Here is a 23,275-nt window from a genome sequence, read left to right on the forward strand (position 1 = left end):
AATTCCGATTAATCATCCAGAACATGCATCAGATGAATGATCTACGCCGTATCGATTTGAACCTGCTGGTGGTCCTCGACGCCTTGCTCAGCGAGCAGCACGTGACCCGTGCGGCCGAGCGCCTGCACCTCAGCCAACCGGCTGTCAGCCATGCCCTGGCGCGCCTGCGCGAGATGCTCGGCGATCCGCTGCTGGTACGCGCCGGTGCCGGCCTGGTCGCCACTGCGCGCGCGCAGGAACTGATGGCGCCCCTGACTGAAGCACTGGCCAGTGTCCAGGCCTTGCTGGCGCCCAATACCTTTGACCCAGCCTCGGCCAAGCGCCGGTTCCGCCTGGCGATGTCCGACTACGGCGCGGCGATTGTCTTGCCCGGCTTGATCGCGCGCTTGCGCCAGGAGGCGCCGGGGATCGACCTGCAGATCAGCCACGCGAGTCGCGAAGGCATGCTGGAAGGCGTGCTCAACGGCGACATCGACCTGGCTGCTGGAGTCTTTCCCGAACTGCCCCATGAGCTGCGCTGCACGCCGCTGTTCGAAGAGCAGTTCGTGTGCCTGGTGGACGCCCGGCGTTTGCCGGCCAGTGGCGTGCTGGATTTACCGACTTACCTGGCCCGGCCCCACGTATTGCTGGAGATGCGCGGCAGCGGCACCCCGGAGATCGAGCGGGCGCTGACCGCCATTGGCCAGCGCCGCCACGTGGCAGTCAGCCTGCCGCACTGGAGCGTGGCCCCGCAGTTGATCGCCGGTACCGACCTGATTCTCACCGTGGCGGCCCGCGGCTTGCAGGGTGTCGATCAACCGCAGTTAAGCGTTGTGCCACCGCCATTTCCTATCCCCTCGTTCAACTTCGTCCTGGCCTGGCATGTGCGTCGGGGCGGTGACCAGGCGTTGAACTGGTTGAATCGGCAGATCGCTCAGGCGATAGTGCACGGCTGAGTTTTTCACTTCGATGGACACAAGGAACACGGAATGACCTTGAAATACCGCTGGCTGGGATGTGTGGCAATGAGTGGCGCGCTGGGCGCGACCCAGGCCTATGGCGCGTGCGCACAGCCGCCGCTGCCCGAGGGCGTGCCGGGGTACTCGGTGTGCAAGGACTGGCCGGCCTACGATGGCCAGACCATTACCGCGCTGTCGCAGATCGAGCCGGACCCGACCTTGAGCGATGCCCCCGATGGCACCGGCATGTACGACCTGAAACTGGCGGTGGTCTCCAACATCGATGGCAAGCCCCTGGCCCGTTACGCCCAGGCCTCGGTGTACAGCTCCGACGCCGTGCGCTTCGATGGCCTGAGCATCGACACCGCCCGCTACAAACTCACCTCCGACCTGCGCGCATTCGGCGTACGTGCCGGCTTCACCGGTTCATCGCGAGCCAATCCGTTCGAACAGGCGGTGCTGTCGCTGTACGTGCGCGAAGGCAACACCTTGCGTCCGGTGCTCGAGCAGTTGGTGATCGAATCCAGCAATGGTGAATGGGATACCAACTGCACCGGCGAATTCAGCCACACCAAACGCACCCTGGACCTGGCCAAGACCAGCAGCCACGGCTTCGCCGACCTGATTGTCAGATCGGTGACCACCGACACGCAGAGCAGCGTGGGCAAAGATGATTGCCAGTCCAAGGACGTCGTGGGCAATACGGTGTCGACGACTTTGCGTTACGACGGGCGCCAGTACGTGGTGCCCAAAGAGCTGCAGGGCGTGTAAGCCGGGCCAACGCCAGGCATGACCTGCAGTCATGCGGCTCTGCACATTTATGGTTACAGTCATCGCAAAACCTTGTGATACAAAAGCCCACCGCAGTCTGACGATAGGGCCTGGCAGCCCGACATGGAGCTTTACCGCATGACCTCATCTTTATTGCTGGCCGTCCTTGCCTCCGGTTTTATCTACGGCATCACCCCGGGCCCGGGCGTGCTCGCGGTGTTTGGCATTGGCGCAGCCCGCGGGCGGCGGGCCGGGGCGGGTTTTCTGTGTGGGCACCTGTTAGGGGATGTGGTCTGGTGCAGCACCGCATTGATTGCCATCGTCGGCGCGCGGGAAATTGGCAGCAGTGCCTTTGATGTGCTCGGCGTGCTTAGCGGCCTGTACCTGTTCTGGCTGGGCATGCGGGCGATCCGCAGCCGTCGCAGCAGCGGCGACGCACCTCAGGGCGCGGCGCGGCAACCGTTCTGGCACGGGATCATGTTTGGCCTGACCAACCCCAAGGCTTATCCGGTGGCGGTGGCGACCTTTACTGCCCTGTTGTCCAGTCGCGCCGAGTTGCTGCAGTGGTCGATGCTGCCCTGGTTGATCTTTCTGAGCTTCCTTGGTGGCGTTTTGGCATACGCTATTCTGATTGGGATTGTGGGCGCTCGTCGGGTGCGCACGTTGTATCAGCGCCATGAGCTGGCTATTACCCGGATTTGCGGGGTAATGTTCATCGGTTTCGCCATCAATGCCTTGCTGCACGCGGTGCCGGGGTTGCTGGCCAACAAGAGTTGAGGCTGCTTGCAGGGCTGCGGCAGCGGCTTGCGGCCAGCGCGGTGTAGCGCGCAGGCCAGGTCCATGGATAGCTACTCACAGCGGTATTTTTGGACAGTATCCATCCACGATGAGCACCGCAAACTCCGCGCCATTGGCCAGCTACATCGATCTGCTGCTCGACGTCGTCTGTGCCGTCGACGGACAGGGACGGTTCGTGTTTGTCAGCGCGTCCTGCGAACAAGTGTTCGGCTACACCCCGGATGAGCTGATTGGCCAGCCGATGATCGAAATGGTGCACCCGGCCGATCGCGAGCGGACCCTGGACGCCGCCCGGGAAATCATGCGCGGCAAACCCAACCCGAACTTCGAGAATCGCTACCTGCGCAAGGATGGCCAGGTGGTGCATATCCTCTGGTCGGCGCGCTGGTCCGAGGTCGACCAGTTGCGCATCGCCGTGGCCCGCGACATCACCGAACGCAAACAGGCCGAATCGCGCCAGGCTGCGCTCTACGCGATTTCTGAAGCGGCCCATGCCGCCGAGGATCTGCTGGCCTTGTTCAAGCGCATTCACCAACTGATCGGCGAATGGCTGCCGGCGCTGAATTTTTCGGTGGCGCTGTACGATGAGCACTGCGAGCAACTGAACTTCCCGTACCACGTCGACGATCACGAGCGTGATCCCGAGTTCAGCGTGACTGGCCGGCTGTGTGCCGAAGTGGTCCGTAGCGGGCAGCCGGTGCTGCTGACCCCGGACCAGCCGTTTGCCTTGCCGGGGCTGGCCGGGCTGATCGACGCGCAGGATTGCCCTTGCTGGCTGGGGGTGCCGCTCAATTCGCAACGGGGCACCATCGGGGCGCTGATCGTCAAGAGCATGCCTGGCGGCGAGCGCTACACCGAACGCGACAAGGAGCTGCTGCAATACGTCTGCGCCCAGGTGGCGGCAGCGATCGAGCGCCGGCAATTGCACAGTCGCCTGCAGTACATGGCGCAGCATGACTACCTGACTCGCCTGCCCAATCGCGAATTACTCCGAGAGCGCCTGAGCGCAGCCTTGCTCAAGGCCCGCCGGGACAACGGGCGCATGGCCCTGCTGTACGTGGACCTGGACCATTTCAAGCAGGTCAACGATACCTACGGCCACGGCATCGGCGACATGCTGCTGCAAGCCGTGGCCAATCGGCTGCAAGGTTGCGTGCGCGAGAGCGATACCGTCGCGCGGATTGGTGGCGATGAGTTTGTGGTATTGCTCGACAGTATCCAGGCCGCAGAAGACGCGGCCCGGGTGGCACTGAAAATCCGCCAGGTGCTGGGCCAGCCCATCCGGCTGGACAGCCACAACCTGAGCATTCTGCCGAGCATTGGCGTGGCCTTGTACCCGGAGCACGGCCTCGAGGAAAAGCAGCTGTTCAAGCACGCCGATGAAGCCATGTATGCCGCCAAGCGCCTGAGTGGACGCCTGGACCGGGCGTGAGCCGGGGCACCACTCGTCGATGTTTGGACAGCTTTTTTAAACCTTTGCGCGCTTTGGCCTTCGAATGACAGGCGGGACGTACCGTTGCATTCATTTGTCTGTTCAAGGAGGGCGCGACCATGAAACCTGTGGCCAGCCGATTATCGACCATCAGCTTTGCCGTGTTGCTGAGCCTTGGCGCCAGCGGCGCTTTTGCCCAGTCGCCTGCCGACTTCATCAACGACGCCTCGGCCAAAGGCATGGCGGACATCGAAGCCAGCCGCCTGGCACACCAGAAGACCGAGTCCAAGGCGGTCAAGGACTACACCATCGTGGTGATCAACGACCGCACCACGGCCAACCAGCACCTGGCGAAAATCGCCAAGAAGCTCGACCTGCCCGTCGCCCCTCGGGAAGAGGTGATGAACAAGGCCAAGACCCTGATACCCGCCGTCGCGGATGGCGAGTCCTTCGACTCGGCCTATGCCGCCAGCCAGGTAAAAACCACCGAGCAGGCCATCGAGCAATTGCAGCAGGAGGCCCGGACCACCGACGTGCCCGAGCTCAAGGCATTCGCCGAAGAGACCCTGCCCAAGCTCGAACAACACCTGCAAATGGCCAGGGCCCTGCAAGCCAGTCGTTGACCGGCTTCAGCATTGATTCAAGTCCTGCTGCTGCCCGTCGGCAGCAGGCGTACCCTCTAGCACAATCGACTCACCTTCACCCAGGCTGCGGTACTGCTTTCTCAGGGCTTCGAGTTGCTTGAGATCGAGTGCTTCGAGGCCAAGCATGGCGTTTTGCGCATCTTTGGTCACCCGCAGCAATTCGTCGATCTTCAGGTGCAGGATGTCGGTGTCCCGGTTCTGCGTGTTCTGGATCAGGAACACCATCAGGAAGGTGATGATGGTGGTCGAGGTGTTGACGATCAATTGCCAGGTATCGTTGAAATCAAACAGCGGCCCGGTCAGTGCCCAGGCAACAATCAGCACAATGGCCAACAGGAACGTCCGCGGGCTCCCGGCCCACAACGCCAGCTTCTGTGACACCTTCGCGAATTTCATTGCCGTTTACCTTCTAAGGGATGGACCTGAAGTTCAGACCGCGACGGTGCGCAGGAATTGCTTTTGCCGACTCTGGTTCATTCCCTGCCGGGATCGCCTGCGGCTCTTCTTTCTTTGTGCCGGTTTGTGACTAGTATCAATGGCAATCAATTTGCCAGCATGTACAAACACGGATCTGAAACGGGGAAGAGGTCACTCATGGAATTTATCGAAAAGCTTTCAAGTCTCTCGGCCAAAGTCCGGCTGCAAGGCGCCACCATCCAGACAGAAGAAGCCACCAAAAATGCTTTCGTCATGCCATTTATCAGCACTGTCCTGGGGTACGACGTTTTCGATCCGTCTGAGGTGATCCCGGAATTTGTTTGTGATGTTGGCACAAAGAAAGGGGAGAAAATCGACTATGCGATCATGAAAGACGGCGAGGTCCAGATCCTCATCGAGTGCAAGAAAATCGGCGAGCCTCTGCACATCAATCATGCATCGCAACTGTTTCGCTATTTTCATGTCACGAGCGCGCGAATTTCGATTCTGACTAACGGCCAGGTCTATAAGTTTTTTACCGACTTGGACGCTCCCAACAAAATGGATGAAAAACCCTTCCTGGAACTCGATCTACTCGACATCGACGAGTATTCGGTTCCGGAACTGACAAAGCTGACCAAGTCAGCATTCGATGTTGATTCGATCATCAATGCAGCCGGTGAGCTGAAATACGTCAGTCAGATCAAAAAAGTCATTGCCGCGCAGGTCAGTAAACCCGACGACGATTTCGTCAAAGTGTTCGCCTCCCGGGTCTACGACGGAGTGATCACGCAAAAAGTCCGGGAGCAATTCCAGGAGTTGACCAGAAAGGCCGTTGTGCAATTTCTCAATGATCAAATCAATGATCGACTCAAGTCTGCAATGAGTGGGGCTATTCAGCCCAGCCTGCTGTCCCTGCCATCGGCAGGCTCAAGTCCTGATGTTATGGATGATCGCGATGAGTCAGATGACAAGGTGTTGACCACTCTGGAGGAGCTTGAGGGGTATCACATCGTCCGTGCAGTGGTGAGATCTGTCGTTGATGCCAAACGTATTGTGCAACGTGATACACAGAGCTACTTCGGCATCCTGTTGGACGACAATAACCGTAAGCCAATCTGCCGCCTGCACTTCAACCGCTCGCAGAAGTACATCGGTATCTTCGACGAAGAGAAAAACGAAACGCGGCATCCGATCAACTCGGTCGATGATATCTATGAGTATTCAGATCGCCTGAAAAAGACAGTTGGATACTACGAGTAACGTTAGTTCTGACGGTTGAGCCCTCAGCGCCGTGGGCTCAACTGCCAGTTAAAAAGCGCCTGTGTTGGTCAGTGCAGGCATTGAGGGAATGCCTGCCACCCAAGAGAGCCGGGTGGCTTTGCGCTTTTTCGCGATGCCAAGGACGACGATTTATCCTGAACACACGCCTCAGCGTTCCACTGCCACCAGCAACATCATCGGTCGCTCCCGTTCTTCGACGAGTGCCGGTTGCGCTTCCACCTGTTTCGCAGTGGGTCCCCATTCATTGACATGGGTGATCCGCAAGCCGGCGGCGATCAATTGGTTCAACAAGGTTCCCAGCGTGCGGTGCTGTTTGATCACGCCGTCGGCCAGCCAGTGGGTCACCCGTTCGCCTTCGCGCTGATAACTGTCCAGCGGCCAGCTCTTGCGGCCTTGGGCGTCGATGATCCAGCCGGGGTTGCGCGGGGCCATGAAGATCGGGTGCTCGATGGAAAATACCAAACGCCCGCCGGGCCGCAACGCGGCGTGCAGTTGGGTGAACAGGCCGGGCAGGTCCTTGATGTAGTGCAGGGCCAGGGAGCTGTAGGCCAGGTCGAAACTGTCGGCAGGAAGATCAAGGTGTTCGAGGTCCGCGTGGCGGTAGCTGATGTTGCCAGCATCGGTCGTTGTCCTGGCGCGTTCGAGCATCTTATGCGAGACATCCAGTCCCAGTACTTGTTGCGCACCTTGCTCGCTGGCCCAGCGGCAAAACCAGCCGTAGCCGCAGCCGAGGTCTACCACCTGCAAGTTTGCCATGGGCGGCAGCAAGGCTTGCAGCGCGGGCCATTCCGGCGCGGCGTCGAGGCCGCCGATGGAGCGCCCCAACTGGCTGTAGCCCTGGAAAAAACCAGGGTCGTCGTAGATGTTCTGAGTCATCGACACTTCTCCTCGATCAACCTGGGCAGGGGGCAGATGTTTCAACCCGTGACCGCGTCTTGACGCAGTCCCCAGGCTCGTCGCTTACTGGCGCCCCACGAGCGAAACGCACAGTCTAGCGTGGCGCTCCCATCCTGATTGGTTATAGGAGTATGCGATGAGCTGGTCTGCCCAACAGTATGTGGCGTTCGAAGATGAGCGCACCCGCCCGGCGCGTGACTTGCTGGCCGCGATCCCCACGATTGATGCACGTTCGGTGATCGACATCGGCTGCGGCCCGGGCAACTCCACCGAGTTGCTGGTACAGCGTTTTGCCGGTGCCGCGGTACGCGGTATCGACAGCTCCGCCGACATGATCGACGCCGCCCGCAAACGCCTGCCGGGCGTACGTTTCGATACCAGCGATATTGGCACCTGGAACGAGCCCGGGCCGTTCGACGTGATCTTCGCCAACGCGGTGCTGCAGTGGTTGCCCGAGCATGCCACGCTGTTGCCCGCGCTGGTCGACAAGCTCACGGTGGGCGGCAGCCTGGCGATCCAGATGCCGGACAACCTCGAACAGCCGCCCCATCGGATGATGCGCGAAGTCGCGGCCAATGGCCCTTGGGCAGACAAGCTGGCCCCGGTCGCCGGGCAGCGCACGACCCTGGACGACGCCAATAGCTATTACCAGATGCTGTGTACCTGCAGCGCACGGGTGGATGTGTGGCGCACCACCTACCACCACCCGCTGGCGGGCGGCCCGGCGGCGGTGGTCGAGTGGTTCAAGGGCAGCGGCCTGCGGCCGTTTCTGCAGCCACTGAACGAGGTGGAGCAAGCTCAATACCTGGCGCAGTACCTGGAAGCCATCGAACCCTACTTCCCGGTACTGGCCAACGGCTCGGTGCTATTGCCGTTCCCGCGACTGTTCATCGTCGCTACGCGCTAAGGGGATCACGCCTGCTGCAACACCTTCAACGCCGCCGAGGCCAGAAAGCCGGAGCGGCTTTTTTCTTCCGGGTGGTGCAGCACGTATTCGTCGATGCGAGTCAGCAGATAGGCGGGCAGGGTGATGTTGAGTTTTTGCGCCTTGCCCAGGTATTTGCTGACGTCGATGTCGACCAAGGCCCAGGTCACGCCGGCATATTGTGGGTTGCGCGCATGGTGGGTCACCCTGTTGGCTGGCGGAATCGCCGAACCGTCCTCGGCCAGGATCTCGAAGTGACCCTCGATGGCTTCACGCGCCATGGCGATGGCATCGTCCAGGTCATCACCGGCCGAGAAGCACCCCGGAATATCCGGCACTTCCACGCCCCAGGCGTGCTGCTCATCGCCTTCTGAAATGGCAATTGGATAAAGCATGTTGATTGTCCTCTGGTTTTAGTACGCCAACTCATGACAACAGGGCCTGTTGCAGGATGCTCACTGCCGTCTTGGTCAGCAGATCCTTCTTCGGGTGCGGAACCGTCACCAATCCAGGTTTGGTTGGATGTTTGAAATGATGGTGACTGCCCCGGACCCGCACCAGATACCAGCCGTCTGCAACGATTTGGCTGATCAAATATCGACTGTTCACATCACGTCCCTGTGCTGTGTAGGTGGTTACTATACCTACTAAAATGATCTTATCAACACTATAACCACCAATTTTGATGGGGCAGGTGATGAGTGGTTGAGATCAGTGTAGGAACCGCTGTTGAAACGGGAAGGCACGTTACCGGCGAAAGTATTGCGCGATGGTGCAGGACGCTTTTGTGCGGGGCCCTACGGAATTGCAGGCATAAAAAAACCGGTCACTGTGGACCGGTTTTTTGTCGTCTCCCGTCAGGAAGCTACCTGGCGCAAGACTGAAATTAGTGGAGCGGGTGAAGGGAATCGAACCCTCGTTATCAGCTTGGGAAGCTGGAGTAATGCCATTATACGACACCCGCTCGGAACGGCTGACTTTGTACCAGATGTGGCGACGGATTTGAAGTTTTTCTTTGCTGGATCTGCATTTACGTAGTTTTTTACACGCAAGGCGCGGTCTGTCGCGGGCAAGCCTGCTCCTACAGGTAGAGGATTACCTAAGGTGGCGAGGCTGCTCGCGAGGACGCTGTTTCAAATGGCCAGTGCATGGTGGTCCTGGGTTACGTGGGAACGCGTCCGGCCTTCGTGGGGCGCCGGTTTCAGGAAGCCCAGCAGTACCTCGCGGCTGTCTCGGCAGGCGGCTTTGTGCTCCATGTCGAGAAAGTGCCCGGTGGCCTGGATGGTGCTGAAGGTGCTGTGTTGCACATGGTTGCCAAACAACCGGGCATCGCTGGCGGCGGTGTACTCGTCCCATTCACCGTTCATGAACAGTACGGGCACATCGATCTGCTTGGCGGCCTTGAGGTAGCACAGGCGGTCGCTGTTGAGCACGTGGCTGATGTGAAAGTGCATCTGCCCGTATTCATGTTCGGCCAGGGTGCTGACGTGGCGGTAGTTGAAGCGCTTGAACAACGATGGCAAGTGCTTGCCGATGGTGTCGTTGACCAGGTGCCCGACACGGTCGCGATCAAGGTTGCCGAGGTAGTCGACACCCCGCTCCAGGTAGTCGCGCATCGGTTCGTTGATCACCGGCGAGAACGAGCTGATCACGGCCTTTTCGATGCGTCGCGGGCGATGCGCGAGGGCGATCATCGTGGCGGCGCCACCCCACGAAAATGACATCACGTGCTCGGCGGCGAAGTGGTCGATCAGCTCCAGGAGGATCTGCCCCTCGACTTCCTTGGTGAGCATTTTTTCATGCTGATTGTGGGCTTTTGACCGGCCCGCGTAGGGTTGGTCGTAGAGCACCACGTTGAACTGTGGATGGAGGTTTTTCACGGTCTGTGCAAACGACGCCGTGGTGGCCATCGAGCCGTTGACCAAAATGATGGTCTTCTCTGCGGCATCTGCGCGATAGAACTCCGTGTAGACCCGATACTGACCTTGTATGTCCAGCACAGCGATTTCTGGCCTCATGTCGTAAGACTCCTGGCAAGCGTGTAGGCGCGCAACTGAGTGTGCACGGGCTTTATGACAGGTAGGCATACGCCTGGAAGGTGAGGGCCCATGTCGATCCGTTAATGTCTGGTCGACGGGTGTTGTTATAGGCGGGCAGTCTGTCGGGAGAGGTGGAGACGGGAGGCGCTCAACCGACAAAAAGTTTCTTAGAGGTATGGTATGACTTGGCGGTCACATTTCGGCCGACGGTTTGATTCAAGCAGGGTGCTGGCTATCGCGCAAGTGCCGTTGGCGAATTGTTCGACAATGTCTGCCCGGCGGTCGCGCAATCAGATCAAGGCGATCTCGGCAGCGCTCAGTGGGCGGTATTCGCCCGGTTTCAAGCAGCTGTCCAGCGTCAACGGGCCCATCTGTTCGCGATGCAAACGCATGACCTTGTTGTCGAAGTGGCCGAACATCCGTTTCACCTGGTGGTAGCGGCCCTCGATGATGGCCAGGCGCGCAGCCCGGGGCGCCAGCAACTGCAGGTCGGCGGGTTGGGTGGTGAGGTCTTCGAAGGCGAAGTACAGGCCGCGGGCAAAGGTTTCGGCGTACTGGGGCGTAATCAATTGCTCGGTTTCGACGTAGTAGATCTTCGCCAGCTTGGTCTGTGGTTGGGTCAGGCGGCGTGACCAGCTGCCGTCGTTGGTGATCAGCATCAAGCCGGTGGTGTTGAAATCCAGGCGGCCGGCGATGTGCAGGTCGAGCTTGTCGGGTTCATGGATCAGGTCGAGGACGGTCGGGTGCTCGGGGTCACGGGTGGCACTGACGCAACCGGCGGGTTTGTGCAGCATGAAGTAGCGCGCGGCCTTGCCGGCTTGCAGCACCTCGTCGTCGCATTCGACGCGGCTGAACTCGCGCACCTCGGTGTGCGGGTCGCTGACGATCTGCCCGTCGACCTTGATCCGCCGCTCGACCAGCGCCAGGCGCGCCTGTTGGCGGTTGAAACGCGGCAAGTTGCTGAGGAAACGGTCAACGCGCATGGGAGTCGGCAGGTCGGCAAGGGGCGCGCATCTTACGCGACACAGACGCCGTTTGCCTGCAGTTGTGCCTCGACCTGGGCGCAGCCGGGGCACAGGCACGACAGGTCGCGCAGTTCCGCGGGCAAGGCCGCCAGCACCGCCGGGTCGATGGTCACGGTGTAGCACCAGCAACTGTGCTGGGCGGTGCGCGGGTCGGCCAGGCTGCAAGCGTTGCTGGCGCCGCAGGCCGGGCAGAGATCGGGTTTATGCATAGCTGGAATGAGGCATCTGGGTACAGGTCCGGTTGCGGCCAAGTTGTTTGGCTCGATACATCGCCTGGTCGGCGCGCGACAGCAGGTCGTGCAAGGTGTCATCCGCCTGCAGGGTGGTCAAGCCGATGCTCAGGGTAATTTGCAGGGATTTGCCTTCATAGCGGTAGTGCTTGTGCTCGATCATCTGGCGAATTTTCTCGGCGATCTTCAGGCCGGTGCTGGCGTCGGTGTCCTTGAGCAACACGATGAACTCCTCGCCACCCCAGCGACAGACGATGTCGGACTGGCGCAGGCAGCTTTCCAGGTCACGGGCGAAACCGGCCAGCACCAGGTCGCCGGCGAGGTGACCATGGCTGTCGTTCAGGCGCTTGAAATGGTCCAGGTCCAGCAGCAAGGCGGTCAGCGGCTTGGGTTCGCGCTGGGCTTCCTGCATGGCTTGCGCTGCCAGCAGGTCGAAGCCGCGGCGGTTGGGCAGGCCGGTGAGGCTGTCGAGGGTGGCCTGGGCTTCGATGCGGCCCTGGAAACGCGTGATCACCCGATGGAGCAGGGCCAGCACGCTCAGGGTGACGATCAGGCAGATCAGCAGGTTCAGGTACAGCGACTGGCGCACCTCGTGCAGGGCGCTGCCTTCACGTTTGTCGACGAACAGGTACCAGTTCAGTTCCGGGATAAACCGTACGTTGAGGAAATGCCCCTGGCCTTGGGTCATATATTCGTAGCTGCCGCTGTGGGGTTTGGGCAGCGTGGCCAGAAGATCGCGCATGCTGTCCAGCTCGCTCAGCGCCGTGCCGACCCGCGCGCCTTGCGGGCCGCCGTCGGCACCGGTGAGGACGATGCGACCCTCGGTGTCGACGAAATACACGCTGCGCTGGTAACGCTGCTGGTAGGTGTCGATCAGCTTGATCACGGCATCGACGGTCAGGCCGACGCCCGCCGCGCCAATGAAGTTGTCCTGGTAGTCGTAGACCTTGTAGTTGATGAAGAAGGTCAGGCTGTCCTGGTTGGCCATGTCCACGTCCACGTTGATCTCGTAGGGCGGGGCCATGTCGCGGACGCGGAAGTACCAGGTGTCGCGCGGTTCGCTAAGGTTGACTTTTTTCAGCACGCCCTTGGCCTGGTAGTAGGTCAGGCTGTTGTTGGAGACGAAGAAGGCGGTGTAGGCGCCGTAGTGGGTCATGACCTCGTTGAGGTAACGGGTCATTTGCCCGGAATCGCGCTCGCCGGCCACCACCCAGTCGCGCAGGAAGGTGTCGCGCGACATCATCGAGGAAATCAGGATTGGCCGGACCAGGTCTTTCTGGATCTCCGAGTAGACGGTGTCGGAGGTCAGCGGCAGTTCGGTGTTGACGATGCTGTCGCGAATCGAGGCGCGCGAGGCGTAGTAACTGAGCAGGGAAGTGGCCAGGAAGCCGGCACCCAGCAGGGCGATCAAGGTGAGTACCAACGAACGTTGCGAAAACAGCGCAGAGCGAAGCGGCATGACGAGTCCGTTGATCGATGTTGAGTCAGAGCATTCTAGTGGGACTTAGGGGAATTGACGCGGGCATTTGCGCCGTTACGCGGCAAGCCAGTCGACGAATGACATGTATCAATCTGTTGCCGCTGCGCACCAGATTGTCAATTCGCTGTCAGATATCACGTCAGGCAGATTATTTGGCTGATGCCCGCCCGCGTCGCTGGTGTGGCTCTTTAGCGGTCCAGGAGGCCGCCATGTATCGCCGACTTGTTCTGATTACTTCGATGAGTTTGAGTCTTGCCGCGTGCGTTCCTTATTACGACGGAGGTTCCAGCTACTACCGTTCAGACATCTACTCTTCGCCGGCGCCGGTCTACTACGGGGGCGGTTCTTATTATTCCTACCCACGCAGTTACTACTCGCAGCCCTCGCGGTATTACCCTTCGGCGCGTTATTACCAGGCGGCGCCGCGTTACTACCAACCTTCACCCCGTTATTACCAGGCCCCGTCCCGGGCCTACCGCCCAGCCCCCAGCCATGGCTGGGACGGTCATCGCAACCAGGGGTGGGGCAATAACTACGGCCAGAGCAACCAGCGCTGGGAACAGGGTGGGCGGGGTGGGCGCGATCACGCTGACCGGCGCGGCGATCGGCATGGCGAGCACAATGGTCGTGGTGAGCGCGGCGGGCGCAACCGTTAGATCCGGCAACCGGCAAGCGGCGCATCCAGCGCCGCTTTTTTATGCCCGGGGATTCAGTAGTCCGACAGGTCCGCCAGCGGGTGCCGGCCTTCCCAGGCCTTGTGAAAGTGCGCATCGACCACCGCCTGGGGGATCGTATTGACGTCCGGCCAGTGCCAGCGAGGTTTGTGGTCCTTGTCGATCAGGCGCGCCCTGACACCCTCGCTGAACTCCGGATGGCGGCAGCAATTGAGGCTCAGGGTGTATTCCATCTGGAACACTGCGGCCAATGACAGGTGGCGGGCGCGCTGAATCTGCTCCCAGACCAGATGGGCGGTCAACGGGCAGCCGTCGTGCAGGTTTTTCGCGGCGCGGGCCAGCAGCAGGTCAGGGTGATCACGCAATAGGCTGATGGCGCGCCAGGCACAGCGCACATCGCTGACGTCCAGCAGCTCGTCGATCTGCTGGCGGCGCGGCAACCATTGCGCCTCGGGCATTTGCTCGATGGCTTCTTGCTGCAGGGCTTTGAACAGGCTGTTGAGTTGCATCGCGGTCTGCTCCTGCCAATTGAGTTGCAGCAGGCCTTCGATCAATTGCTCCTGCTGCTCATCGAGCAGGAAGCGGTCAGCCAGATCCAGGTCGAGGGCATCACGGGCGTTTATCTGGGCGCCGGTCAAACCAAGGAACAGACCCAGCTTGCCGGGCAGGCGCGAGAGGAACCAACTGGCGCCGACATCCGGGTACAGGCCGATACTGATCTCGGGCATGGCCAGGCGGCTGCTGGGGGTAACGATGCGGGTGCTCGCGCCCTGCAACAAGCCCATGCCACCGCCGAGCACATAACCATGGCCCCAGCAGATCAGCGGCTTGGGGTAGGTGTGCAGGCGGAAGTCCAGGCGGTATTCCGCAGCGAAAAATTGCGCGGCCAGCGGCGGTACTTCGCCGGGTTGGGTGCGACAGGCCTGGGCCAGGCTGCGCACTTCGCCGCCGGCGCAAAATGCCTTGGTGCCGTTGCCGCGCAGCAGGACGCAGACCACCTGCGGTTCTTTGGCCCAGCTGTCCAATTGCTCGGTCAGGGCGCGGATCATCGGCAGGGACAGGGCATTGAGGGTGCTTTCGGCATCCAGGCTGGCGATGCCGATACGTGCGCCATCTGTGCCGGTGAGTTCTTCGAAGTGCAGATTCATCGTGACCTCGATTGCGGATTCAAGGGTTCATTATGAGCGTTGTGCAGGAAAGTGCCGGATCTGCGTCAGATCAATTGACAAGCGTGACGGGCTTTCCTAGGGTTCGCCCCATTGTTTTTGCCGGATGTAACCATGACTGCTGACGACCGTATCAAACTCGAACCGAGCTGGAAGGAGGCACTGCGTGCCGAATTCGACCAGCCCTACATGGCAGAGTTGCGCGACTTCCTGCAACAGGAACGTGCGGCAGGCAAGGAGATCTATCCACCCGGCCCGATGATTTTCAACGCGCTCAACTCCACGCCGTTGGACAAGGTCAAGGTGGTGATCCTCGGCCAGGACCCCTACCACGGCCCGGGCCAGGCCCATGGCCTGTGTTTCTCGGTGCAGCCGGGCGTGCCGGCGCCGCCGTCGCTGGTCAACATCTATAAGGAATTGAAACGCGACCTGAACATCGACATCCCCAGTCACGGCTGCCTGCAAAGCTGGGCCGACCAGGGCGTGCTGATGATCAACACCACCATGACCGTAGAGCGGGCCAATGCCAACGCCCATGCGGGCAAAGGCTGGCAGTTCTTTACTGACCGGATAATCGAAGTGGTGAGCGAGCATCAGCCCCACCTGGTGTTTCTGCTGTGGGGCGCCCATGCGCAGAGCAAACAGAAACTGATCGACGCCACCAAGCACCTGGTATTGACCTCGGTGCACCCCTCGCCACTGTCTGCCTATCGCGGTTTCCTCGGCTGTGGGCACTTCAGTCGTACCAACAAGTACCTTGAGCAGAATGGCGAGACGCCGATCGAATGGCGATTGCCGCCAGTCTGACGCCATAACCTCGCGCGCCCGATCGGGCGCGACACGGTCTACTGCTCTGAATCCGGTTGCCGGTCCCAGTGCCGGAACAACGGTTCGGCCAGAAACAGCACGAACAGCAAGCGCATCACCTGCATCGCGGTCACCAGTGGCACCGACAGTTGCAGGGTTTCGGCGGTCAGGCTCATTTCAGCGATGCCGCCGGGCATCATGCCCAGGGTCAATGAGCGCAGGTCCAACTGGGTCAGGGCGCTCAGGCACAACGCGGCCAGGGTGGCGATCAGCATGGTCAGTGCCGTGCCGATCAGGGTGCGGCCCATGAAGGAGGGCGCGCGGCGGAAGAACTGCCGGTTGAAGTGACAGCCCAGGCCACTGCCGATCAGCCATTGACCGACCTGGCTGCCGCCATCGGGCAGGCCGATGTGCAGGTCCAGGCTGATACTCACGGCGGCACTCACCAGCAAGGGACCGAACAGCCACGGATTGGGTTGGCGCAAGCGCTGCCAGAGCCAGGCACACAGCGCGCCCGCCGGGAATAGCAGGGCCAGCCAGCGCCAGTCGACGCTGGTCGGATGCAAGGCCGGCACGCCTTCGCCCAGCAGGTACTTGAAGGCGGCTGGCACACACAGCACCACCACCAGCACCCGCAGGCTTTGCCCGGCCGCCACTCGGCTCAGTACGGCGCCGTTGCGAGCGCCGAGGTTGACCATTTCACCGGAGCCGCCCGGCATGCTGGAGAAAAATGCGGTGGCGCGATCCTCGCCGGTGCGCCGCAGCAGCCAGACCCCGACCACGGCCGAAAGACTGGTCACCAGCGCGCCGAAGAAGATCAGCCCGAAATGACTCATGACCTGCTCCATCACCACGGGAGTGAAGTGCAGGCCAATGCCGATGCCGACGATCCACTGGCCGCACTTGCGTCCGCCCGGGATCTCGGCCAATTGCCAAGGGGTCAAGCAGCGTACCAGGATGATCGCCAGCAACGAGCCGACCATCCACGGCAGCGGCCAGCCGATCTGACTGGCGAGGTAACCGCCCAGCAGACCGACCAGCGGTGTTCCCCACCAGGTTTTCCAGGACCGGCGATCAGACATCGGCAATTGCGCGACGGGCCACGGAGCGCTTGCGCCAGATGCGCAGGATCGGCACCAGCAGCATCAGCACGATCAGCGCCCACACGGTGTTGGTGATCCCGCTCGACCAGAGGATCTCCAGCGAACCGTTGGAAATCGACAGCGCACGACGCAGGTTCTGCTCCATCAGGCCGCCGAGGATGAAGCCCAGCAGGACGGGCGACAACGGGAAGTCCAACTTGCGCAGGATATAGCCGAAGATGCCGATGCCGATCATCAGGAACAGGTCGAAGGTGGTGGCGTGCACCGCGTAGACACCGATCGCGGTAATGATCGCGATCATCGGCACCAGCGCCCAGTTCGGCACGGCGAGGATGCGGGTGAAGATGCGGATCATCGGGATGTTGAGGATCACCAGCATGACGTTGGCGATGAACAGCGAGGCAATCAGGCCCCAGACGATGTCAGGCTGCTGCTGGAACAACAGCGGGCCTGGGGTGATGTTGTACAGCGACAGGGCGCCGATCATCACCGCCGTGGTGCCCGAGCCCGGGACCCCGAGGGTCAGCATCGGTACCAGGGCGCCACAGGCTTCGGCGCCAATCGCGGTTTCCGGTGCCGCCAGGCCGCGCTTGTCGCCCTGGCCGAACTTGCCGCCAGGACCGGCGATCTTTTTCTCGGTCATGTAGGCCACGGCGCTGGCGAGGGTTGCACCGGCACCCGGCAATACCCCCATGATGAAACCCAGTACGCCACAGCGGATGTTCACCCAGAACACCGAGGCGGCTTCCTTGAAGTTGAACATCATGCGCCCGGTGGCCTTGAACGCTTCCTGGCCCCGGTGGGTTTTCTCCAGCAACAGCAGGATCTCGCTGATGGAGAACAGGCCCAGCACCAGCACCACGAATTGAATGCCGTCGGTGAGGTGGATGTTGTCCCCGGTGAAGCGGTACACGCCGCTGTTGGCGTCGATGCCGACCGTGGACAGGAACAGGCCGATCAGGGCCGCGATAAAGGTTTTCAGCGGCCGGTCGCCGGCCATGCCGCCCAGGCAGACAATCGCGAATACCATCAGTACGAAATATTCCGCTGGGCCGAAGGCGATTGCCCACTTGGCCAGTATCGGCGCAAACACCACCATGCCGCAGGTCGCAATGAACGCGCCGATGAACGAGCTCCAGGCCGACAACGACAAGGCCACCCCGGCCATGCCCTGGCGGGCCATCGGGTAGCCGTCGAGGGTGGTCATGACGGTTGAGGCTTCGCCGGGAATGTTCAGTAGGATCGAGCTGATCCGCCCGCCGTACTCGCATCCCAGGTATACCGCCGCCAACAGAATCAGCGCCGACTCCGGTGGCAGGCCCAGGGCGAAGGCGATGGGAATCAACAGGGCCACGCCGTTGATCGGACCCAGCCCCGGCAGCAGGCCGACGACGGTCCCGATCAAGGTTCCGCTCAACGCCGTGACCAGGTTGTAGGGCGTCAGGGCAACCCCAAAACCATGGCTCAAATAACCAAGAGTATCCATATCAGTTCTCCAGGACGTCGAGCAGGCCCAAGGGCAGCGGCACGTCCATGACTTTGTCGAACAACAGGTACAGACCCACGCTCAGCAGGCAGATGATCAGCGTGCCGGGCAGCCAGCGTCCGCCATACAGGCGCGCCATCGGGATACCCACCAGGATGCTGCTGAGGATGAACCCCAGGGGCTCGAAGAGCCCGGCGAACACCAGCAGCAACAGCACGCAGCGGCCGATCTTGCTCAGGGTCTCGCGGTCCAGTGGCGGGTCTTCTTCGCTGTGCTTGATCGGTGAGGGCCGGTACACTATGTAGATCAGGCCCAGCGCCATCAGTCCCAGCATCAGCAGGGGGAAGGCGCGTGGTCCGATCGGTTCGTAGGAAAAGGCTGCCTGGTAAGGCCAGGCCATAAGGATCAGGCACAGGCAGGCCAGCAACAGCACCGAAGCAAAAATGCGTTGTAACAGCATGACAAACTCCTGGGCCACGCCCCGATTGGTGCCAGGGCGGTGGCCGTGAGAACGAGGCGATTACTGGATCAGGCCGAACTCTTTGGCCAGCAGCTTGTAGTCCGCTACCTGTTGCTTCACGTAGGTGTCCAGCTCGACCCCGGTCATGGCGAACGGGAACAGTTCACGCTGGTCACGCAGCTTGGCGAACTCTTCGGAAGCCAGCAGTTTGTCGAAGGCATTTTTCCACCAGGCGTATTCGGCATCGCTGACCTTTGGCCCAAGGTAGAAGCCGCGCACCACCGGCCAGACGATGTCGTAGCCTTGCTCCTTGGCGGTGGGAATGTTCTTCATTTCAGGCTCGTCCAGGCGCTCGTTGGCGAACACGGCGAGCAGGCGCATGTCACCGCTCTGGATGTGCGGCATGGAGTCGGAGATGTCGGTACTGCCGACCTGGATGTGACCACCGAGCAGGGCAGTGGCAATTTCGCCACCGCCTTCGAGTGCCACGTACCGCAGGTCACGAGGGTTGATCCCGGCAGCCTTGGCGATCAGGGCGGTTTGCATCCAATCCTGGCTGCCCACGGTGCCGCCGGAACCTATTACCACTTTGCTCGGGTCTTTCTTCAGCGCCTGCACCAGGTCGTCGAGGTTCTTGTAGGGCGAATCGTTTTTCACGGCGATGGCGCCATAGCTGGTGCCGACTGCCGCCAACCAACGCACGGCGTTTTCATCAAAACGGCCGAACTTGCCCTGGGCCAGGTTCAACAGCGAACCGCTGGACCAGGCCACCAGGGTTCCGGCATCGGCAGGGCGCTGGGCGACCACCGCGTTGTACGCCACGGCGCCGACACCGCCGGGCATGTAGGTCACGCGCATCGGCTTGGACAGTAGCTTTTCGTTGACCAGCGCGCTCTGCACCAGCTTGCAGGTCAGGTCGAAACCACCGCCGGGCGACGCCGGGGCAATGCATTCCGGACGCTTGGGCTCAGTGCTGTCGGCGGCGAGCAGGGGGGCGGTGACCAGTAGGCAACTGGCGGCGAGAGCAAGGTTACGCAGCGAAAAATTCATCGGTCGTCTCCACAGGAGTTGTTATTGGAGTGGCACGGTTGTGGCTTGAATCCGTTACCAGAGGGCAACGCTGTAGCTCACCAGCACCCGCACTTCATCAGCGTCCCGGGCCGAATAGTTCGAACGATAGGTGGCATTGCGCAGGCGCAGGGCAACGTCCTTGAGGGCGCCGCTTTGCACCACGTACTTGATCTCGGTGTTGCGTTCCCATTCCTTGCCGGTCTCGCCATTGTTGAGCTTGATGTTGTCACCGCTCAGGTAACGGCTCATGAAGCTCAGGCCGGGCACGCCCAGCTTGGCGAAGTCGTAATCGTAACGGGCCTGCCAGGAGCGTTCTTCGGCGCCGGCGAAGTCGTTGATCTGCACGAAGTTGACCAGGTAGGGATCGGAGCCGTCGACATAGGGGAAGGCACTGTCGCCCGACATGTGCTGGTAACCGGCGCTGAATTTATGCCCGCTCAGGGCGTAGCTCAACAGGCCGTTGAGGGAGTTGTTGTCGATCTTGCCGCCGCGGGCCTGACCGGAATCGTCGCTGACCGCCAGGCGCAGGTCGGCGGCGAACGTCCCCGGACCTGCCGGCTGTGATGCCAGCAAACCGAGGAAGTGCTGGTTGTAGACCTCACCCAATTGAGCGAAGTGGTAGCTGGCGGTGATCTTGTCGGTGAACTTGTAGTCCAGGCCGCCGAAATCGAAATGGCTGCCCGCGACGGTGCCGGCGAAACGGCTGTTCTTGTTGTTCAGGGCGACGTCTTCGAAGTTGGTGCTGTCGCGGTCCTTGGCTTTGTCCAGGCGGCCGCCGGTGAAGGTCAGGTTCTTGATCTCCCTGGAGGTCAGCAGGCCGCCTTCGAAGGTCTGGGGCAGGATGCGTCCGTCGTTGGCCTTGAGGATCGGCAACTCGGGAATCAGGCTGCCGATCTTCAGCTCGGTGGCGGAGATCCTCACCTTGCCGGTGAGGCCTAGCTTGGAATATTCGTCGGCCGCGCGCCCGTCGTCATGGGTTGGCAACAGGCCAGTACCGGTACGGTCGGGGCTGGAGTCGAGCTTGATCCCGAGCATCCCCAGCGCGTCGACCCCGAACCCTACGGTGCCGTCGGTGTAGCCCGACTCGAGGTTGAGCATGAAGCCCTGGGCCCACTCGTCACGCTTGGATTGCTGGGCGCTGGTGCCACTGCGAAAGTCGCGGTTGAAGTACATGTTGCGGGTTTCCAGGGTCGCGCTGCTGTCTTCGAAGAAGGCGGCATGACTGGCAGGCGTAAAGCCGGCTAGGGCGGCGGCACTGGCAAGGGCGGTGGTACCAAGGCGGGAAAAACGAACAGGCAGGTAAGCCTGGGGCTGCGTAGACAGCATCGTGAAGCACTCCATTTATTGTTCTTATTGGGGCGAAAACGCATCGGGGCGTTTTTCGTTCACTACTCTCAAGGACACGGCAGTCGAAACTGTCCGTGGCTGGACTCTAGCGGGCCAACCTTTCGCTAACCTTTCAGAATACTTTCACCGGTTACGGGCTTCACAGCGGCGGATGCGGCTGTAAACTCCGCGCCGAAGAATGGCGTCGACCATCCCCACCTGAGGTAAAGATCCATGCGCGTGCTTCTCGTCGAAGACCATCTGCAGCTGGCCGAAAGTGTCGCCCAGGCGCTCAAGAGCACAGGGCTGACCGTGGATGTGCTGCACGATGGGGTGGCGGCCGACCTGGCCTTGAGCAGCGAGGACTACGCGGTGGCGATCCTCGATGTGGGCCTGCCGCGCATGGACGGTTTTGAAGTACTGGCGCGCTTGCGCAGCCGTGGCAAAAACCTCCCGGTGCTGATGCTGACCGCCCGCAGCGACGTCAAGGATCGGGTCCATGGGCTCAACCTCGGTGCCGACGACTACCTGGCCAAACCCTTCGAATTGACCGAGCTTGAAGCGCGGGTCAAGGCTCTGCTGCGCCGCAGCGTGTTGGGTGGCGAACGCCAGCAGCGTTGCGGGGGGCTGGTGTATGACCTCGACACCCGGCGCTTCAGCCTCGGTGACGAACTGCTGACCCTGACCTCCCGCGAGCAGGCCGTGCTCGAGGCGCTGATTGCCCGTCCTGGGCGGGTGATGAGCAAGGAGCAATTGGCCTCCCAGGTGTTCGGTCTCGACGAGGAGGCCAGCCCCGACGCCATCGAAATCTACGTGCACCGCCTGCGCAAGAAACTCGACGGGCACTCAGTGGCCATCGTCACGTTCAGGGGGTTGGGCTACCTGTTGGAAAGCCGTGATGCATAAGCCCAGGAGTCTGCGCTGGGGGTTGCTGGGCAACCTCGCGCTGTTGCTGGTGGTGCTGATGATCGCCAGCGGCCTGAGCGCCTACTGGAATGGCCGGGAAGCGGCCGACACCGCCTATGACCGGACCTTGCTGGCTTCGGCGCGGACCATCGCCGCCGGCCTGTCCCAGCGTGACGGCAGCCTCAGTGCCGATGTGCCGTACGTGGCGCTGGACACCTTCGCCTACGACAGTGCCGGGCGCATCTATTACCAGGTCAACGACATCCACCAGAAGCTGATTTCCGGTTACGAAAACCTCCCGGGCCCGCCGCCCGGCACCCCGCGCACCGACGACTATCCGGCGCTGGCACGCTTCTACAACGCCACTTACCTGGGCCAGAACGTGCGGGTCGTCAGCCTGCTCAAGGCAGTGAGCGAACCGAACATGAACGGCATGGCGGAAATTCGCGTGGCGGAAACCGACGAGGCGCGAGTGAGCATGGCCCGCAGCCTGATGGCCGATACCTTGCTGCGCCTGGGCATGCTCGCCGGAGGCGCCTTGCTCCTGGTGTGGTTTGCCGTGAGTGCCGCGTTGCGTCCGCTGGAGCGCTTGCGCACCGCGGTGGAAGAGCGCCAACCGGATGACTTGCGGCCGCTGCCGTTGGTCCAGGTACAGCGTGAATTGTGGCCTTTGGTGCGGGCCCTCAACCATTTCACCGAGCGCTTGCGCGGACAGTTCGAGCGCCAGGCGCAATTCATTGCCGACGCCGCCCACGAGTTGCGCACCCCGCTGGCGGCGCTCAAGGCGCGCCTTGAATTGGGCTTGCGCGCCACTGAGCCGCAGACCTGGCGCAGCACCCTGGAAAGCGCCGCCCAAGGCACCGATCGCCTGACGCACCTGGCCAATCAACTGCTGTCGCTGGCCCGGGTCGAGAATGGCGCGCGGGCGATTGCCGAGGGCGGGGCGCAGTTGCTCGACCTGAGCCAACTGGCGCGCGAACTCGGCATGGCCATGGCACCTCTGGCCCATGCCCGGGGGGTTGCCCTGGCGTTGGAAGCTGACGAACCGGTGTGGTTGCGCGGTGAGCCGACACTGCTCAACGAGCTGCTGAGCAACCTGGTGGACAACGCCCTGGCCCACACGCCAGCAGGTGGCAACGTGATCTTGCGCGTCAGCGCGCCGGCAGTGCTGGAGGTTGAAGATGACGGGCCGGGGATTCCGCTGGAGGAGCGTGACCGGGTGTTCGAACGCTTCTACCGCCGCAACCAGCAAGTCGCAGGGTCTGGCTTGGGGTTGGCGATTGTCGGGGAAATCTGCCGCGCGCACCTGGCCCACATTACCCTGCACGACGGTGCACAGGCGGGGCTGAAGGTTCGGGTCAGTTTTATCGCGGGCTAAAAACAACTAAGCCCGGCC

General features: G+C 61.6%; 25 protein-coding genes and 1 tRNA gene. 11 read left to right on the plus strand and 15 right to left on the minus strand.

What is annotated here, in order from left to right; translation table 11 throughout:
• The first annotated feature begins 23 nt into the window (after positions 1–23).
• From QMK50_RS20140 to QMK50_RS20160, 5 genes are all read left to right on the plus strand, one after another.
• A complete protein-coding gene (locus QMK50_RS20140) occupies positions 24–935 on the plus strand; it encodes a LysR family transcriptional regulator (protein ID WP_174244567.1) in 912 nt (303 codons plus the stop codon).
• Positions 936–968: 33 nt separating this feature from the next.
• Positions 969–1,709 carry a hypothetical protein gene (locus tag QMK50_RS20145; protein WP_095167091.1) on the plus strand — a complete coding sequence of 247 codons (741 nt, stop codon included), beginning with the start codon at positions 969–971 and terminating at the stop codon, positions 1,707–1,709.
• Between the two features lie 138 nt (positions 1,710–1,847).
• On the plus strand, positions 1,848–2,486 hold the full coding sequence (locus QMK50_RS20150) for a LysE family translocator (protein WP_095167092.1): 639 nt from the start codon (positions 1,848–1,850) through the stop codon (positions 2,484–2,486).
• A 109-nt stretch (positions 2,487–2,595) separates the two neighbouring features.
• Complete coding sequence (locus QMK50_RS20155; protein ID WP_095167094.1) at positions 2,596–3,939, plus strand: bifunctional diguanylate cyclase/phosphodiesterase; 1,344 nt, start codon at positions 2,596–2,598, stop codon at positions 3,937–3,939.
• Positions 3,940–4,058: 119 nt separating this feature from the next.
• Positions 4,059–4,562, plus strand: a complete 504-nt coding sequence (locus tag QMK50_RS20160) for a DUF4142 domain-containing protein (protein ID WP_320333795.1) — start codon at positions 4,059–4,061, stop codon at positions 4,560–4,562.
• A gap of 6 nt (positions 4,563–4,568) precedes the next feature.
• Here the strand turns inward: QMK50_RS20160 and QMK50_RS20165 are convergent, their stop codons facing one another.
• Positions 4,569–4,979 carry a low affinity iron permease family protein gene (locus QMK50_RS20165; RefSeq protein ID WP_320333796.1) on the minus strand — a complete coding sequence of 137 codons (411 nt, stop codon included), beginning with the start codon at positions 4,977–4,979 and terminating at the stop codon, positions 4,569–4,571.
• A gap of 198 nt (positions 4,980–5,177) precedes the next feature.
• Here QMK50_RS20165 and QMK50_RS20170 point away from each other — a divergent pair, with 198 nt between their 5' ends.
• Positions 5,178–6,263: a type I restriction endonuclease gene (locus QMK50_RS20170; RefSeq protein WP_320333797.1), complete on the plus strand. Its 1,086-nt coding sequence runs from the start codon at positions 5,178–5,180 to the stop codon at positions 6,261–6,263.
• 168 nt (positions 6,264–6,431) lie between these two features.
• On the opposite strand, the gene QMK50_RS20175 is transcribed toward QMK50_RS20170, so the two are convergent.
• On the minus strand, positions 6,432–7,160 hold the full coding sequence (locus QMK50_RS20175; protein ID WP_320333798.1) for a class I SAM-dependent methyltransferase: 729 nt from the start codon (positions 7,158–7,160) through the stop codon (positions 6,432–6,434).
• A 157-nt stretch (positions 7,161–7,317) separates the two neighbouring features.
• Here QMK50_RS20175 and tam point away from each other — a divergent pair, with 157 nt between their 5' ends.
• Positions 7,318–8,088 (plus strand): trans-aconitate 2-methyltransferase, encoded by a 771-nt coding sequence (gene tam, locus QMK50_RS20180; protein WP_320333799.1) that lies wholly within the window; start codon positions 7,318–7,320, stop codon positions 8,086–8,088.
• Positions 8,089–8,093: 5 nt separating this feature from the next.
• On the opposite strand, the gene QMK50_RS20185 is transcribed toward tam, so the two are convergent.
• The 7 genes from QMK50_RS20185 to QMK50_RS20215 form a co-directional block, all read right to left on the minus strand.
• Positions 8,094–8,501, minus strand: coding sequence for a type II toxin-antitoxin system HicB family antitoxin (locus tag QMK50_RS20185; protein ID WP_320333800.1), 408 nt, complete (start codon positions 8,499–8,501; stop codon positions 8,094–8,096).
• 31 nt (positions 8,502–8,532) lie between these two features.
• Entirely contained in the window at positions 8,533–8,715 is a 183-nt protein-coding gene (locus tag QMK50_RS20190; protein WP_093412936.1) for a type II toxin-antitoxin system HicA family toxin, read from the minus strand.
• 281 nt (positions 8,716–8,996) lie between these two features.
• Positions 8,997–9,070 (minus strand) — tRNA-Gly (locus QMK50_RS20195).
• 169 nt (positions 9,071–9,239) lie between these two features.
• Entirely contained in the window at positions 9,240–10,124 is an 885-nt protein-coding gene (locus QMK50_RS20200; RefSeq protein ID WP_095167107.1) for an alpha/beta fold hydrolase, read from the minus strand.
• 311 nt (positions 10,125–10,435) lie between these two features.
• Positions 10,436–11,128: a pseudouridine synthase gene (locus QMK50_RS20205; protein WP_320333801.1), complete on the minus strand. Its 693-nt coding sequence runs from the start codon at positions 11,126–11,128 to the stop codon at positions 10,436–10,438.
• A gap of 32 nt (positions 11,129–11,160) precedes the next feature.
• Positions 11,161–11,379, minus strand: coding sequence for a cysteine-rich CWC family protein (locus tag QMK50_RS20210; protein WP_159994185.1), 219 nt, complete (start codon positions 11,377–11,379; stop codon positions 11,161–11,163).
• Positions 11,372–12,859, minus strand: coding sequence for a sensor domain-containing diguanylate cyclase (locus QMK50_RS20215; protein WP_320333802.1), 1,488 nt, complete (start codon positions 12,857–12,859; stop codon positions 11,372–11,374). Before QMK50_RS20215 ends, QMK50_RS20210 begins: the two co-directional genes overlap by 8 nt.
• A 230-nt stretch (positions 12,860–13,089) precedes the next feature.
• Between QMK50_RS20215 and QMK50_RS20220 the strand changes: the two genes are divergently transcribed.
• The gene (locus tag QMK50_RS20220) at positions 13,090–13,536 is read left to right on the plus strand and encodes a hypothetical protein (RefSeq protein ID WP_320333803.1); all 447 of its coding nucleotides are present in this window, start codon (positions 13,090–13,092) and stop codon (positions 13,534–13,536) included.
• Between the two features lie 53 nt (positions 13,537–13,589).
• On the opposite strand, the gene QMK50_RS20225 is transcribed toward QMK50_RS20220, so the two are convergent.
• Positions 13,590–14,702, minus strand: coding sequence for an enoyl-CoA hydratase/isomerase family protein (locus QMK50_RS20225; protein WP_095167117.1), 1,113 nt, complete (start codon positions 14,700–14,702; stop codon positions 13,590–13,592).
• Between the two features lie 132 nt (positions 14,703–14,834).
• Between QMK50_RS20225 and ung the strand changes: the two genes are divergently transcribed.
• On the plus strand, positions 14,835–15,527 hold the full coding sequence (gene ung, locus QMK50_RS20230; protein WP_320333804.1) for a uracil-DNA glycosylase: 693 nt from the start codon (positions 14,835–14,837) through the stop codon (positions 15,525–15,527).
• Positions 15,528–15,565: 38 nt separating this feature from the next.
• On the opposite strand, the gene QMK50_RS20235 is transcribed toward ung, so the two are convergent.
• From QMK50_RS20235 to QMK50_RS20255, 5 genes are read right to left on the minus strand one after another with little or no spacing between them, the layout of a single operon-like run.
• Positions 15,566–16,609 (minus strand): AbrB family transcriptional regulator, encoded by a 1,044-nt coding sequence (locus QMK50_RS20235; RefSeq protein WP_095167121.1) that lies wholly within the window; start codon positions 16,607–16,609, stop codon positions 15,566–15,568.
• Complete coding sequence (locus tag QMK50_RS20240) at positions 16,602–18,116, minus strand: tripartite tricarboxylate transporter permease (protein ID WP_320333805.1); 1,515 nt, start codon at positions 18,114–18,116, stop codon at positions 16,602–16,604. The genes QMK50_RS20235 and QMK50_RS20240 overlap by 8 nt, the downstream gene beginning before the upstream one ends.
• A 1-nt stretch (position 18,117) precedes the next feature.
• Positions 18,118–18,576 (minus strand): tripartite tricarboxylate transporter TctB family protein, encoded by a 459-nt coding sequence (locus tag QMK50_RS20245; RefSeq protein ID WP_320333806.1) that lies wholly within the window; start codon positions 18,574–18,576, stop codon positions 18,118–18,120.
• Between the two features lie 60 nt (positions 18,577–18,636).
• Complete coding sequence (locus tag QMK50_RS20250) at positions 18,637–19,626, minus strand: tripartite tricarboxylate transporter substrate binding protein (protein WP_320333807.1); 990 nt, start codon at positions 19,624–19,626, stop codon at positions 18,637–18,639.
• Positions 19,627–19,680: 54 nt separating this feature from the next.
• On the minus strand, positions 19,681–20,973 hold the full coding sequence (locus QMK50_RS20255; RefSeq protein WP_320333808.1) for an OprD family porin: 1,293 nt from the start codon (positions 20,971–20,973) through the stop codon (positions 19,681–19,683).
• A gap of 234 nt (positions 20,974–21,207) precedes the next feature.
• Between QMK50_RS20255 and QMK50_RS20260 the strand changes: the two genes are divergently transcribed.
• Complete coding sequence (locus tag QMK50_RS20260) at positions 21,208–21,879, plus strand: response regulator (RefSeq protein ID WP_095167129.1); 672 nt, start codon at positions 21,208–21,210, stop codon at positions 21,877–21,879.
• Complete coding sequence (locus QMK50_RS20265; RefSeq protein ID WP_095167131.1) at positions 21,872–23,257, plus strand: sensor histidine kinase; 1,386 nt, start codon at positions 21,872–21,874, stop codon at positions 23,255–23,257. Before QMK50_RS20260 ends, QMK50_RS20265 begins: the two co-directional genes overlap by 8 nt.
• Positions 23,258–23,275: the final 18 nt, after the last annotated feature.

The sequence above is a fragment of the Pseudomonas sp. P5_152 genome (assembly GCF_033989915.1).
In the GTDB taxonomy this organism is placed as follows: Bacteria; Pseudomonadota; Gammaproteobacteria; order Pseudomonadales; family Pseudomonadaceae; genus Aquipseudomonas.

What these genes read in the sequence shown, in the direction of transcription:
- QMK50_RS20140 (WP_174244567.1), top strand. Translation starts at nt 24, where the DNA reads ATGCATCAGATGAATGATCTACGCCGTATCGATTTGAACCTGCTGGTG.
- QMK50_RS20145 (WP_095167091.1), top strand. Translation starts at nt 969, where the DNA reads ATGACCTTGAAATACCGCTGGCTGGGATGTGTGGCAATGAGTGGCGCG.
- QMK50_RS20150 (WP_095167092.1), top strand. Translation starts at nt 1,848, where the DNA reads ATGACCTCATCTTTATTGCTGGCCGTCCTTGCCTCCGGTTTTATCTAC.
- QMK50_RS20155 (WP_095167094.1), top strand. Translation starts at nt 2,596, where the DNA reads ATGAGCACCGCAAACTCCGCGCCATTGGCCAGCTACATCGATCTGCTG.
- QMK50_RS20160 (WP_320333795.1), top strand. Translation starts at nt 4,059, where the DNA reads ATGAAACCTGTGGCCAGCCGATTATCGACCATCAGCTTTGCCGTGTTG.
- QMK50_RS20165 (WP_320333796.1), bottom strand. Translation starts at nt 4,979, where the DNA reads ATGAAATTCGCGAAGGTGTCACAGAAGCTGGCGTTGTGGGCCGGGAGC.
- QMK50_RS20170 (WP_320333797.1), top strand. Translation starts at nt 5,178, where the DNA reads ATGGAATTTATCGAAAAGCTTTCAAGTCTCTCGGCCAAAGTCCGGCTG.
- QMK50_RS20175 (WP_320333798.1), bottom strand. Translation starts at nt 7,160, where the DNA reads ATGACTCAGAACATCTACGACGACCCTGGTTTTTTCCAGGGCTACAGC.
- tam (WP_320333799.1), top strand. Translation starts at nt 7,318, where the DNA reads ATGAGCTGGTCTGCCCAACAGTATGTGGCGTTCGAAGATGAGCGCACC.
- QMK50_RS20185 (WP_320333800.1), bottom strand. Translation starts at nt 8,501, where the DNA reads ATGCTTTATCCAATTGCCATTTCAGAAGGCGATGAGCAGCACGCCTGG.
- QMK50_RS20200 (WP_095167107.1), bottom strand. Translation starts at nt 10,124, where the DNA reads ATGAGGCCAGAAATCGCTGTGCTGGACATACAAGGTCAGTATCGGGTC.
- QMK50_RS20205 (WP_320333801.1), bottom strand. Translation starts at nt 11,128, where the DNA reads ATGCGCGTTGACCGTTTCCTCAGCAACTTGCCGCGTTTCAACCGCCAA.
- QMK50_RS20210 (WP_159994185.1), bottom strand. Translation starts at nt 11,379, where the DNA reads ATGCATAAACCCGATCTCTGCCCGGCCTGCGGCGCCAGCAACGCTTGC.
- QMK50_RS20215 (WP_320333802.1), bottom strand. Translation starts at nt 12,859, where the DNA reads ATGCCGCTTCGCTCTGCGCTGTTTTCGCAACGTTCGTTGGTACTCACC.
- QMK50_RS20220 (WP_320333803.1), top strand. Translation starts at nt 13,090, where the DNA reads ATGTATCGCCGACTTGTTCTGATTACTTCGATGAGTTTGAGTCTTGCC.
- QMK50_RS20225 (WP_095167117.1), bottom strand. Translation starts at nt 14,702, where the DNA reads ATGAATCTGCACTTCGAAGAACTCACCGGCACAGATGGCGCACGTATC.
- ung (WP_320333804.1), top strand. Translation starts at nt 14,835, where the DNA reads ATGACTGCTGACGACCGTATCAAACTCGAACCGAGCTGGAAGGAGGCA.
- QMK50_RS20235 (WP_095167121.1), bottom strand. Translation starts at nt 16,609, where the DNA reads ATGTCTGATCGCCGGTCCTGGAAAACCTGGTGGGGAACACCGCTGGTC.
- QMK50_RS20240 (WP_320333805.1), bottom strand. Translation starts at nt 18,116, where the DNA reads ATGGATACTCTTGGTTATTTGAGCCATGGTTTTGGGGTTGCCCTGACG.
- QMK50_RS20245 (WP_320333806.1), bottom strand. Translation starts at nt 18,576, where the DNA reads ATGCTGTTACAACGCATTTTTGCTTCGGTGCTGTTGCTGGCCTGCCTG.
- QMK50_RS20250 (WP_320333807.1), bottom strand. Translation starts at nt 19,626, where the DNA reads ATGAATTTTTCGCTGCGTAACCTTGCTCTCGCCGCCAGTTGCCTACTG.
- QMK50_RS20255 (WP_320333808.1), bottom strand. Translation starts at nt 20,973, where the DNA reads ATGCTGTCTACGCAGCCCCAGGCTTACCTGCCTGTTCGTTTTTCCCGC.
- QMK50_RS20260 (WP_095167129.1), top strand. Translation starts at nt 21,208, where the DNA reads ATGCGCGTGCTTCTCGTCGAAGACCATCTGCAGCTGGCCGAAAGTGTC.
- QMK50_RS20265 (WP_095167131.1), top strand. Translation starts at nt 21,872, where the DNA reads ATGCATAAGCCCAGGAGTCTGCGCTGGGGGTTGCTGGGCAACCTCGCG.